The sequence below is a fragment of the Rhodoblastus sphagnicola genome, from assembly GCF_002937075.1.
Classification (GTDB): domain Bacteria; phylum Pseudomonadota; class Alphaproteobacteria; order Rhizobiales; family Beijerinckiaceae; genus Rhodoblastus; species Rhodoblastus sphagnicola.
The window spans coordinates 1-11,150 of the sequence record NZ_NHSJ01000089.1; the positions used below are offsets into that span (position 1 = coordinate 1).

The window sequence follows — 11,150 nt, forward strand, 5'->3', positions numbered from 1 at the left end:
GCTTGCGGGGAGAGGGCCTGCTCCCCCCGAACGCGCCTCCGCCCCCCCATCCTTAACCGGCCCTTAATTCGCCTCACTTACGCTGGAAAACGCGCTCTTCAATGCAACTTCGGACTTTTCACTCATGGCGCGGAAGAAATCGGGCGGCGAGCGGATCGAGCCGACCTTCGACGCCTCCGCGCCGAACGTCGAGCCGGAGGCGCGCGCCCAGCCCGAAGCCGAGCCGAAGCCGACAAGAAAGAAAGCCACGAAAGCCGCCGCCAAGCCGAAGAAGCGCAGCCGTTCGCTGCTGGGCGGCCTCGTCTACTGGATTTTCGTGCTCGGCGTCTGGGGCGTGATCGGCGCTGGCGGCCTCGCCGTCTATTACGGCTCGCAATTGCCGGCCATCGACCAACTCGCCGTGCCCAAGCGCCCGCCCAACATCGCCATTCTTGCCGTGGACGGAACCCTGCTCGCCAATCGCGGCGACACCGGCGGCGCGGCGGTGCGGCTGCAAGACCTGCCGCCCTACCTGCCCAAAGCCTTCGTCGCCATCGAGGACCGTCGCTTCTACAGCCATTACGGCGTCGATCCGATCGGAATCGCTCGCGCCGTCGCGCGCAATATCACCGGGCGCGGCGGGATGCAGGGCGGCTCGACGCTGACCCAGCAGCTCGCCAAAAACCTGTTCCTGACGCAGGAGCGCACCGTCTCGCGCAAAATCCAGGAAGCGATCCTGGCGCTCTGGCTGGAGCGCAAATATTCCAAGGACCAGATTCTCGAACTCTATCTCAACCGCGTCTATTTCGGCAGCGGCGCTTACGGGGTGGACGCGGCGGCGCTGAAATATTTCGGCCATCCGGCCAAGGATGTCACGCTGGCGGAAGCCGCCATGCTCGCCGGCCTGATGAAGTCGCCGTCAAAGCTCGCGCCCAATCATTACGAAAAAGCGGCCATTGAGCGCGCCGATCAGGTCGTCGCCGCCATGGCGCAGGAGGGCCACATCACCGAGGCCATGGCCAAACTGGCGCTGGCGAAACCCGCCCACGCCGTCAAAGGCAAGGATTCCAGCACGCTCAATTACGCCGCCGATTACGTGATGGACGTGCTCGACGAAACCATTGGCGCCATCGACGAGGACATTGTCGTCACATCCACCATCAACCCGGCCATGCAGGCGTCGGGCGAGCGCGCGCTGAACGGCGTGCTGGCGCGCGACGGCGGCAAATTCGGCGTGACCCAGGGCGCGCTGGTGTCGCTGGATTCGAGCGGCGCCATCCGCGCCCTGATCGGCGGCCGCAATTACGAGGAAAGCCAGTTCAACCGCGCCGTCTCCGCGCGCCGCCAGCCCGGCTCCTCGTTCAAGCCCTTCGTCTATCTCACCGCGCTGGAAAAAGGCCTCACGCCGGATTCGACCCGCGAGGACGCCCCCATCAATGTGAAGGGCTGGCAGCCGGAAAACTCCAGCCACAGATATATGGGCGAGGTCAATCTCACCACGGCGCTGGCTTTGTCGCTCAACACGGTGGCGGTGCGGCTCGGCCTCGAAGTCGGCCCGCGCGCCGTGATCGACACCGCGCATCGGCTCGGCGTCACGTCAAAACTCGACCCCAACGCCTCCATCGCGCTGGGCACGTCGGTGGTGTCGCCGCTGGAGCTGGTCACGGCCTATGTCCCGCTGGCCAACGGCGGCATCGGCGTGCAGAACCACATCATCACAAAAGTCCGCACAGCCGACGGCAAGCTGCTCTACGCGCGCAGAGGCTCCAGCAATGGACGGGTGATCGACCCGACCTATGTCGCCATGATGAATTCCATGCTGGAGCAGACCCTGATCATCGGCACGGCGCGCAAGGCCGACCTGCCGGGCTGGGAGGCCGCCGGCAAGACCGGCACCAGCCAGGATTACCGCGACGCCTGGTTCGTCGGCTACACCAGCCAGCTCACCACCGGCGTCTGGCTCGGCAACGACGACAATTCGCCAACCAAGAAGGCCTCGGGCGCCAATCTCCCGGTGGACATCTGGAGCCGTTTCATGCGCGAGGCGTTGAAGGGGCAGGTGGTGGCGGGCCTGCCGACCGGCGGCTGGCGCAGCGAAAACCTTGGCGGCCTGCCGTCATCGCTGTGGCCGCAGCCGGAGGCGCCGCAACAACAAGCGCAACCGGAGCAGCCGGTCCAGCATCTCGACACCAGCAATCCCGGCGCCCCCGTGGTGTTTTCCGGCGCGGGACGCGGGGCGTCCGCGCCGCGCGAGCAGCAGGTGGACCGCGCGCCGCGGTTCGACCGCCAGCCGCAGTTCGACCGCGACGAGGAGCCGATCCCGCCCGCCGACATCCCCGACGGCCCGCTGCCGCGTCAGGCGCGCGACGACCGCAATTTTCTGGACCGGCTGTTCAGCGACGAGTGAGCCTTGCCCGCCCCGCGACAATTTGGACAGATTGACATCGCGGGGGGAGTGGGCGCTAATGCCGCCATGACGCACGTCCGCATCCCATTTTTTGCAGGGTATTGGCGCTCCTTTTAAGGAGGGGCCATGGCGTCATCTGTGACCATGGCCGCCGTTTCGGCAGGCGTTGGTCATTTGCATATCGCGTCACGATTCGGCGGCCTCCAAGGAGGCAAGTCAGTGATAGTCTCAAACAAGGTGGATTGGGCGATCGATCCGGAGCGGTGCGCGCTGCTCGTGCATGACATGCAGCCGCATTTTCTCGACGCGCTCCCCGCCGACAGCCGCGCCCGCATCGTCGCCACCGCGCGCGGGATCGGCGAGGTCTGCGTCAGGCGGGGCGTGCCGATTTTCGCGTCGCAGGTGCCGCGGGCGCGGCGCCTCGACGAACGCGGGCTGATGGCGGACATGTGGGGTCCAGGCCCGTCGATGGCGGGCAGCGGTCTCGACCCGGCTCTTGGTTTTGACGCGCATCATGTCCGGCCGCTGGTCAAGCGAAGCTACAGCGCCTTCTACGGCAGCGATTTCGAACCGATGCTGCGCCGTCTCGGTCGCGACGCGCTCCTGATCGTCGGCGTCTACACCTCGATCGGCTGCCACTATTCGGCGGTGGATGCGTTCGCGCGCGACATCAGGGCGTTTCTCGTCGCCGATGGCGTGGCCGACCTCGACGAGGCCGAACACGCCGCGGGTCTGTCCGCCGCCGCCAGAACCTGCGCTCGTGTGGTCACGAGCGCGCAAGCGCTCGAAGCCCTCGCGCCGAGACACCGCCGCACAGCGCCGGAAAGCCATGCCTTCGACGTGTGTTAAAGCCAATCGCCGGCGGCGCCGACGGAACGGGTCAGAGCGCCTCCAAAAACCGCACCGCCCGCCCCGTGGCGGGCGTCAAAATCTCGCCCTCCCACATCACGCGGGCGCCGCGTACAAAAGTCCCGACCGGCCAGCCCTTGACCGTCTTGCCGTCATAGGGCGTCCAGCCGCAGCGCGAGGCGATCCAGGAATTGCTGATGGTCTCGACCCGGTTCAGGTCCACCACGGTAAAATCGGCGTCATAGCCGCGCGCGATCCGCCCCTTGCCGGCGATCTGGAACAGCCGCGCCGGTCCCGCGCTGGTCAAATCGACCAGGCGTTGCAGGGTCAGGCGTCCCGAATTGACATGGTCGAGCAAAGTCGGGACAAGCGTCTGCACCCCGGTCATGCCGGACGGGCTGTCCGGATAGGGCTTGGCCTTCTCTTCCAGCGTATGCGGCGCATGGTCGGAGCCGAGCACGTCCACCACGCCCTGAACCAGACCGTCCCACAACGCGTCGCGATGGCGGGGCGCGCGCACCGGCGGGTTCATCTGGATCAAAGTGCCGAGCCGCGCATAATCGTCGGCGGTCAGGGTGAGGTGGTGCGGCGTCACCTCGACGCTGGCCACATCCTTGTGTCCGGCCAGAAATTCAATCTCTTCAGCGGTGGTGACATGGAGCACATGCACGCGCGCCCGGTGTTTTTCCGCCAGCGCGATCAACCGCTTGGTGCTGGTCAGCGCGGTCAGTTCGTCGCGCCAGACCGGATGCGAGGCGGGATCGCCGGCGACGCGCTCGCCTTTGCGCGCGTTCAGCCGCGCCTCGTCCTCGCTGTGGAAGGCGGCGCGGCGGCGGATGTGCTTCAAAACCTCGCCGACGCCGTCGTCGTCGGCGATCAGCAGCGAGCCGGTGGACGAGCCCATGAACACTTTTATGCCGGCCGCCCCCGGCAGCCGCTCCAACTCGGCGGCATTTTTCGCGTTCTCATGCGTGCCCCCGACCCAAAAGGCGAAATCGCAATGCATCCGCGCCGTCGCCCGTAAAACCTTGTCGGCGAGCGCCTCGGGCGTGGTGGTCAGCGGGTTGGTGTTGGGCATTTCGAACACGGCGGTCACGCCGCCGAGCACGGCGGCCGCCGACCCCGTCTGCAAATCTTCCTTGTGGACAGGGCCGGGCTCGCGGAAATGCACCTGGCTGTCGATCACGCCGGGCAGAATATGCAGGCCCCGGCAGTCCACGACTTCGCCGGCCGAGGCGGCCGAGAGATCGCCAATGCGGGCGATTTTCCCGCCGGAAACGCCGACATCGCGGGCGCCGACTCCATCCTGGTTGACCAATGTCCCGCCACGCAGGATGATATCGTAGCTCGTCACGGGCGCTCTCCGAATTTCTTGCCTGTTTCGGACCAAACTTTGCATCGGTGCGTTATCCGTGTCGGCTTAAGCGCGTCGGCGCGGGGGCGCAACAAAAATGCTGGCGAATCCATTGCGGGGAAACAGATGAAAGCAGCGAAACTCTCCGACCGCGCTCTGGTTCGCGTCAGCGGCCCGGATGCGCGCGGCTTCCTCCAGGGGCTGGTGACCGGCAATGTCTTGACGCTGGAGCCGGGCGAGGCCCGGTGGGCCGCGCTGCTGTCGCCGCAGGGGAAAATCCTGTTCGATTTTCTCATGAGCTCCCCGCAAGCGGGCGCCTCGCAAGGGGGCGGCGCCGAGGAGTCGATCCTGCTCGACGTCAGGGCCGACAAGGCCGCCGATCTGGCCAAGCGCCTGACCATGTACAAGCTGCGCGCCAAGGTCGAAGTTCTCAATGAGACCGGCAAATTCGCGGTCATCGCGCTCTATGGCGGCGCGGTCGCGGAAGGGGCGAAGGATTCGCGCCATTCCGACATGGGCGCGCGCCTGATCGTCCCGGCGGCGGCGCTGGACTCGACCTTGCTGACGCTCGGCGGCGATCATGGCCTCGACGACTATGCCGCGCACCGCATCGCCCTGGGCGTCCCGGAGGGCGGCGTCGATTTCCCCTATGGCGACGCCTTCCCCGCCGAAGCCGACATGGACCTGTTCAACGGGGTGGATTTCAAAAAAGGCTGTTTCGTCGGCCAGGAAGTGGTGGCGCGCATGCACTACCGCGCCACAGTTCGCACCCGCGTGACCAAGGTTCTGCTGGAAGGCGTGGCCCCGCCGCCAGGCGCCGTCATCACCGCCGGCGAGAAACAGGCGGGAACCATGGGCTCCAGCGCCGGCAATTGCGGCCTCGCCCTGCTGCGCCTCGACCGCGTGGAAGAGGCGGCGCAGGCCGGCCTGCCGCTGAAAAGCGGCGAAACGGCGCTGCGGCTGCCGTAAGCGCGCGTTCACGACGAGCCGGCTCCCCAAATGGGGGCGCGGACGCCCGCGACGGTCTCTTCATGACCCGAACCTGGTCGTTGCCGAACCCGCCCGGCGGTTTATCAAACAGCACAAAGGCGCATGCGCCGGACTATTGGTCGTCGGCGAACCCCTTTCATCACAAAACCGCCACTCGCCTTGCCGTCGGTCCTTGAACTGGGCTGCGGAGTCTCCCGGATAAATCTTTGGCGGCGAGCCGATGTTGGATATCGACGCGCCGTCGCAAGGCGTCAGCGCCACGCTCAAGGCGCGCGTTTGTGGCGGAAGTACAATCTAAACGCGATTTATTAACTTAATACAACTTAAGGTAGTAATTCATTAACGATAATAACTGAGCTTCCATGCTGATTTCATCGATAAAAACGAGGAACAGCATGGCGCACGACCTTTCAATCACCGGCAGCCTGATGCTGTCGCTCCTGGGGGCAAGCGGACTGCCCGCCCTGGCGGACAACGCATTTACGGCGCCGGCTGCGGTCCTCAAAGCGCCGCAAGCCGACAGTGAATCTTCCGCTGTCCAGCTCAGGCTGCAATATACCGGCGAGGCGTGGGACCTTTCCGGCGGGACCCGGACGAAGAATTACACGGATTATATGCACTCATTGGACGCCAGTCTGTCCATTGACGCCGACAAGCTCGGCTGGCGCGGCGCCCATTTCTATTTCGACGCATTGGGCATCAATGGAAAACCGCTGACCAATGATGCGGGCGCGCTCTCGGCGCCCAGCGCGATCGACGGGTTGGCGGCGATAAATACGTTCCGACTTTACCAGGCCTATTACGAGCAGCGGATCTTTCACACGGATGTGCTGCTCGGAATTTACGACCCGCAGACCCAGTTTGCGTCGACGCGTCCCATGGATCTGTTTTTCAACCGCGCCTTCGCCTGGAGCACACCTATGACCTTCTCGGGGATGCAGGGGGGATTGAATTTGCCCCTCTATCCCAATTCGGAGCTCGGTGTGCGCATCAAGCACGAGATCACCGAACAGCTGACCGCCAAAGTTGGTGTGCTCAACGCCATGGCGGACAATCCTACGGCGCCGTGGAACACGGATGTCCAGTTCAACAGCAAAACCGGCGCCCTTGCGATCGGCGAACTCGATTATACGCCGATCGCGCGCACCAAGATCATCGCCGGTTATTGGACGTTGACCGGCAAGTTCACAAGCGCGGACCGCTTCAATGCCAATGGAACGCCGCATCAATATTACGGCACCAGCGGCGGATATGTCGGGGCCGCAACCCGTGTCTATACGATCGATGGCGGTCGCGGCGTCGATGTGTTCGCCAACTATGGTTTCGCCAACGCCGACGTGAATCCTGTCGATCACTCTGCGAGCGGGGGCGTGACAGTGACAGGTCTGTTCGAATCGCGGGCTCATGACAGGCTTGGTCTCGCCATCGGTTATTTGCATATCAGCCGAGATTCGTTCTTCGCAAAACGACCCTTCAATGGCGACTACGAACTTCCAATCGAGTTGACCTATCGCGCGCAACTGACGGACTGGCTGACCGTCCAGCCGAACATTCAGTACATCCATAATCCGACGATCATCACGTCCGTGACCAAGAGGGACAGCTACCTCTTTGGTTTGCATTTCGAGCTCGGTCATCTCTTCAACCTTTGACGCTGTCGTCGCGAGCCATGAAGGGCCCCCCATGCGCAAGTTTCTAACTGCTTTTCTCATGCTGATGTTTATCTTCAGCACAACGACCGCCGACGCGCGCGGCGGACGATCGAGCGACGATTGTCCGGCCAGCTCCAAGGATCCGGACTGCAAATAGCCGGTCCAGCCAGCGATACGGGCTGCGCCGCAGCCGCTCCGCAGCCCTAGAGCATTTTCAAGCGAAGTGGACACCGGTTCGCGTGAAGAAAATGCGTTAAAACAAGAATCTAGAGTATTTTCATGTTTCCGCGAAACGTGAAAATACTCTAGTAAAATGATTGAGAGAACACAAAATGCGCCTGCGCCTCAAAATCCTGCCAAAAATCCTGCTGCTTCTGAGCATGCTTGCGCTGGTCTCGCTGGCCGGGACCGTGTTCTCCACCCAGAAAATGCGCTTGATCGACGACACCTATGGCGATCTGATCGATGGCTCCGGCAAGGCCAATCTCGCGATCGCGCGCGCCAATCGCAATCTCGTCCATGTCGATCGCTCCATCTACCGGCTGATAGCCGAGGAGAGCGAAGACGGCATCCAGCAGGCCGTGACCGAGATTGCCGATTCCAGCGCGTTTTTCCACAAGCAGGTCAAGGCCGCCATGTCGGGCATGCCGGCCAAGGCGGCGGAAATTGAACAGATCGCCACATTGTTCGACGCCGCCATGCAAAAGAGCTGCGCTGACACGCTCGCGCTGGCGAAATCGGCGGAAACGGCGAACAAGAAAGCCGCAACGGCCGCGATGCGAGACCGGTGCGATCCCGCGATGAACGAGGTCATGCTGAGCATCAGCGCCCTCACAAACCGTATTCTCAAGATCAGCGACGAAGCCTCCGAAGCCGCGTTGGCCGTCACCAACGCGACCATTCACAGCACCTATGGCCTCGTCCTGGGAGGGTCGGCGCTCGTCCTGCTTCTCCTCTCTTTGTCAGTCTTCAAGACCATCACCAAGCCACTGACCACATTGACGGCATGTATGGACCGGCTCGCCGGCGGCGATGACGCCGTCGAGATCGTCGGCCGCGACCGGTTCGACGAGATCGGCTCGATCGCCAATGCGGTGGAGACGTTCCGGCGGAACGCAAAGACGAAACGTCAAACGGAGAGCGGCGAGGCGCGAGACCGGACCGAAAAAGCCATGGCGCGACAGACTGCGGTCGAACGGCTTGCGTCCGAATTCGAAGGCGCCGTGGGAAGCGTGATCGAGTCCGTCAGCAATGCGGTTTCAAAGCTTGAGAGCGCATCGACCGGCTTGACCAAAACGGCAAGCTCAACCGATCAGATATCGGAATCCGCCGCGTCGGCGTCGAAACAGGCGTCGAGAAACGTCCAGTCGGTGGCGGCCGCCACGGAGGAGCTTTCGAGTTCGGTCAACGAAATCGCCAGTCAGGCTTTCCAGGCCAAGGAAATCGCCGAGAGCGCGGTTCAAGAGGCGAATGCGACGGACACAAAGATTCATGAACTGTCCAAGGCGTCCGGGCAGATCGGCGAGGCGGTGAAAATCATCGCGGACATTGCCCAGCAGACCAATCTGCTGGCTCTGAACGCCACAATCGAAGCGGCGCGCGCCGGCGAAGCTGGCCGCGGCTTCGCGGTCGTGGCGACCGAGGTCAAGATGCTCGCTTCCCAGACGGCCAAGGCCACCGAAGACATCGGGGAACAAATCGCCGGGATTCAGAACGCCACGGCCGAGGCCATCGATGCGATCCAGGCGATCGGGACAACCATCGCGAAAATGTCGGAGATTGCGAGCGCCATCGCGGCGGCGGTGGAAGAGCAGGGGGCCACGACGACCGAGATCTCCCGCAGCATTCACGACACCGCCCGGGAGTCCGAGGTCGTGGCGTCGAGCATCCAGGAAGTGAGTCGCGGCGCCCATCACACGGGCGAGGCCTCCGACCAGGTCTTGGCTTCGGCCCAGACTCTGGCCAGCGAAAGCGCCCGATTGCGTGCGGAAGTCTCGAACTTCCTGACCAAGGTTCGCGCCGCCTGATACGAAATCCGAATGATTCATTTTTGATTTCGTATTCCGTTCGCGCGGAATTCCGCTTCCACTTCAAGGAATTCCGCGCGATTTTGTTTCCGCGAATCGCGAAGCTATCCAGCGGAAACCGTATGAGTCGCCGCGCGCAATCGTTGCATGTCGTCCAGCTTCCGAGTCTTCGAAGTCGTCGATCTCTTCCGTTCGCAGGACATTACCGACGGCGCGGACGGCCTGACCAAGGCCGCCGGCGCCGTTTGAAGCTGCCCCGTCCCGACGAGGGCGGTCCAAGAAAGCTCCGCTTCACTCCGCCTTGGTCTCGGAAAACTGGTTGAACGCCTGCAACGCATGGCTGGAATACATCACCGACGGCCCGGCGCCCATGTAGATCGCCATGGACAAGGTCTCCTCGACCTCCGCCCGCGTCGCGCCGAGTTGCGCGGCGGCCTTGGCGTGAAAGGCGATGCAATCGTCGCAGCGCACGGCGACGCCAATGGCCAGCGCGATCAACTCCTTGGTCCTGGCGTCGAGCGCGCCCGCCTTGGTCGCGCTCGACGCCAAAGCCGAGAAACTCTTCATCGCCTCGGCCGAACCCGCGCCGCCGCGCAGATCGCGCAGCATCGCGGACAGGTTTTTGGTTGCTTGCGGCCAATCGGAAATCATCGCCAACCTCGTTCGTCTCGTGGCTGACTAAATATTCGATTATTCGCAATTACGCAATCGGCCATTCGAACAGGCTGCCCGCCCCGCGCGCCATCGCCTCCTGCTGCGGCGCGCGCGTAAAAACCGCCATGCAGCCCATCGCCCCGAACAGGAAGATCAGCGCGAGGCCCCAGCCGAAGCCGTTCATCGCCTCCGACACGGTCGCCACCGAGACCACTGCCGCCGCTACCGCGTCGGCAAGGCCGGTGGCGAACAGGATCGAGTCCTGGGCCTGTTCATCGAAACGGCGCGCCGCCCAAAGGATCATGCCCCAGGCCAGCATAGCCGCGCCCATCAATTGCGCGGCGGCGGCGCCGGAGCGAGACAGGTCCAGCCCGATCGCTTCGCCGAACTTCGTCGGCCCGAACACGAAAGCGAGGCCGAACAGCACGGCCAGCGCGGCCAAAACGACAAGAAAGATTTTCCGCGACATGGCGAAGGCTCCGCAACCCCGACGCGGAAAGGACATGCCCGCGCCTGCGTTCAAGGAAACATGCGTCCGCCCCCTGTTGCCGGGGCGACGCGCCGAACGGTTTCCTCCAGGGACGACATGATCTAAATCTTGTCCCATGAACGAAGTTTTAAGACGCGCAATCCCTCACGATGACGGCCGGCTCCGCTGTCCCTGGCCGGGCCAGGACCCCGCCTATCTCGCCTATCACGACAGCGAATGGGGCGCGCCTGAGCGCGATTCGCGCGCGCTTTACGAAAAGCTGGTGCTCGACGGCTTTCAGGCGGGCCTGTCGTGGATCGCCATCCTGCGCAAGCGCGACAATTTCCGCGCCGCCTTCGAAAATTTCGACCCACTGAAAATCGCCGCCTATGACGAGCAAAAAATCGCCGCCCTGATGCAGGACGCCGGCATCGTGCGCAACCGCGCCAAAATCACCGGCGCCGTCGCCTCCGCGCGCGCTTACCTGGAGATCGAGGCCGACAGGGGCTTTTCCAGCTATCTCTGGGATTTCGTCGACGGCCGCCCCATCGTCAACGCCTTCGCGACCATGGCGGAGGTTCCGGCGGCGACGCCGCTGTCGGAAAAAATCTCGCGCGACCTCAAGCGGCGCGGCTTCAAATTCTGCGGCCCCACCATCATCTACGCCTTCATGCAGGCGGTGGGCATGGTCAACGATCATCTGGTGGACTGCTGGCGCCACGCGGACTGCGCGGCGGCCGCGCGGCAACAAGAGGGGCGCGCGTGAACG

General features: G+C 63.7%; 9 protein-coding genes. 6 read left to right on the plus strand and 3 right to left on the minus strand.

Annotation, left to right across the window (positions count from 1 at the left end; translation table 11 throughout):
* Positions 1-124: 124 nt before the first annotated feature.
* Positions 125-2,386, plus strand: a complete 2,262-nt coding sequence (locus CCR94_RS14845; protein WP_104508634.1) for a transglycosylase domain-containing protein — start codon at positions 125-127, stop codon at positions 2,384-2,386.
* Positions 2,387-2,530: 144 nt separating this feature from the next.
* Entirely contained in the window at positions 2,531-3,235 is a 705-nt protein-coding gene (locus CCR94_RS14850; protein ID WP_244594094.1) for an isochorismatase family protein, read from the plus strand.
* A gap of 31 nt (positions 3,236-3,266) precedes the next feature.
* Here the strand turns inward: CCR94_RS14850 and CCR94_RS14855 are convergent, their stop codons facing one another.
* Entirely contained in the window at positions 3,267-4,589 is a 1,323-nt protein-coding gene (locus CCR94_RS14855) for a dihydroorotase (RefSeq protein ID WP_425332337.1), read from the minus strand.
* A gap of 126 nt (positions 4,590-4,715) precedes the next feature.
* Between CCR94_RS14855 and ygfZ the strand changes: the two genes are divergently transcribed.
* The 3 genes from ygfZ to CCR94_RS14870 all read left to right on the plus strand — a co-directional run bounded on the left by ygfZ (position 4,716) and on the right by CCR94_RS14870 (position 9,258).
* Entirely contained in the window at positions 4,716-5,558 is an 843-nt protein-coding gene (ygfZ, locus tag CCR94_RS14860; protein WP_104508637.1) for a CAF17-like 4Fe-4S cluster assembly/insertion protein YgfZ, read from the plus strand.
* A 416-nt stretch (positions 5,559-5,974) separates the two neighbouring features.
* Complete coding sequence (locus tag CCR94_RS14865) at positions 5,975-7,231, plus strand: carbohydrate porin (RefSeq protein ID WP_158254773.1); 1,257 nt, start codon at positions 5,975-5,977, stop codon at positions 7,229-7,231.
* A gap of 332 nt (positions 7,232-7,563) precedes the next feature.
* Positions 7,564-9,258: a methyl-accepting chemotaxis protein gene (locus CCR94_RS14870; protein ID WP_104508639.1), complete on the plus strand. Its 1,695-nt coding sequence runs from the start codon at positions 7,564-7,566 to the stop codon at positions 9,256-9,258.
* Positions 9,259-9,549: 291 nt separating this feature from the next.
* Here CCR94_RS14870 and CCR94_RS14875 read toward each other — a convergent pair whose 3' ends face one another.
* Together CCR94_RS14875 and CCR94_RS14880 are read right to left on the minus strand one after the other, a co-directional pair.
* Complete coding sequence (locus tag CCR94_RS14875) at positions 9,550-9,909, minus strand: carboxymuconolactone decarboxylase family protein (RefSeq protein WP_104508640.1); 360 nt, start codon at positions 9,907-9,909, stop codon at positions 9,550-9,552.
* 49 nt (positions 9,910-9,958) lie between these two features.
* Complete coding sequence (locus CCR94_RS14880) at positions 9,959-10,381, minus strand: hypothetical protein (RefSeq protein ID WP_104508641.1); 423 nt, start codon at positions 10,379-10,381, stop codon at positions 9,959-9,961.
* A 136-nt stretch (positions 10,382-10,517) separates the two neighbouring features.
* Here CCR94_RS14880 and CCR94_RS14885 point away from each other — a divergent pair, with 136 nt between their 5' ends.
* Positions 10,518-11,147, plus strand: coding sequence for a DNA-3-methyladenine glycosylase I (locus CCR94_RS14885; RefSeq protein WP_104508642.1), 630 nt, complete (start codon positions 10,518-10,520; stop codon positions 11,145-11,147).
* Positions 11,148-11,150: the final 3 nt, after the last annotated feature.

Excerpts from the sequence above, each read along its gene's own strand:
- CCR94_RS14850 (WP_244594094.1), top strand. The coding sequence starts at position 2,531 with ATGGCCGCCGTTTCGGCAGGCGTTGGTCATTTGCATATCGCGTCACGA.
- ygfZ (WP_104508637.1), top strand. The coding sequence starts at position 4,716 with ATGAAAGCAGCGAAACTCTCCGACCGCGCTCTGGTTCGCGTCAGCGGC.
- CCR94_RS14880 (WP_104508641.1), bottom strand. The coding sequence starts at position 10,381 with ATGTCGCGGAAAATCTTTCTTGTCGTTTTGGCCGCGCTGGCCGTGCTG.
- CCR94_RS14870 (WP_104508639.1), top strand. The coding sequence starts at position 7,564 with ATGCGCCTGCGCCTCAAAATCCTGCCAAAAATCCTGCTGCTTCTGAGC.
- CCR94_RS14885 (WP_104508642.1), top strand. The coding sequence starts at position 10,518 with ATGAACGAAGTTTTAAGACGCGCAATCCCTCACGATGACGGCCGGCTC.
- CCR94_RS14875 (WP_104508640.1), bottom strand. The coding sequence starts at position 9,909 with ATGATTTCCGATTGGCCGCAAGCAACCAAAAACCTGTCCGCGATGCTG.
- CCR94_RS14865 (WP_158254773.1), top strand. The coding sequence starts at position 5,975 with ATGGCGCACGACCTTTCAATCACCGGCAGCCTGATGCTGTCGCTCCTG.
- CCR94_RS14845 (WP_104508634.1), top strand. The coding sequence starts at position 125 with ATGGCGCGGAAGAAATCGGGCGGCGAGCGGATCGAGCCGACCTTCGAC.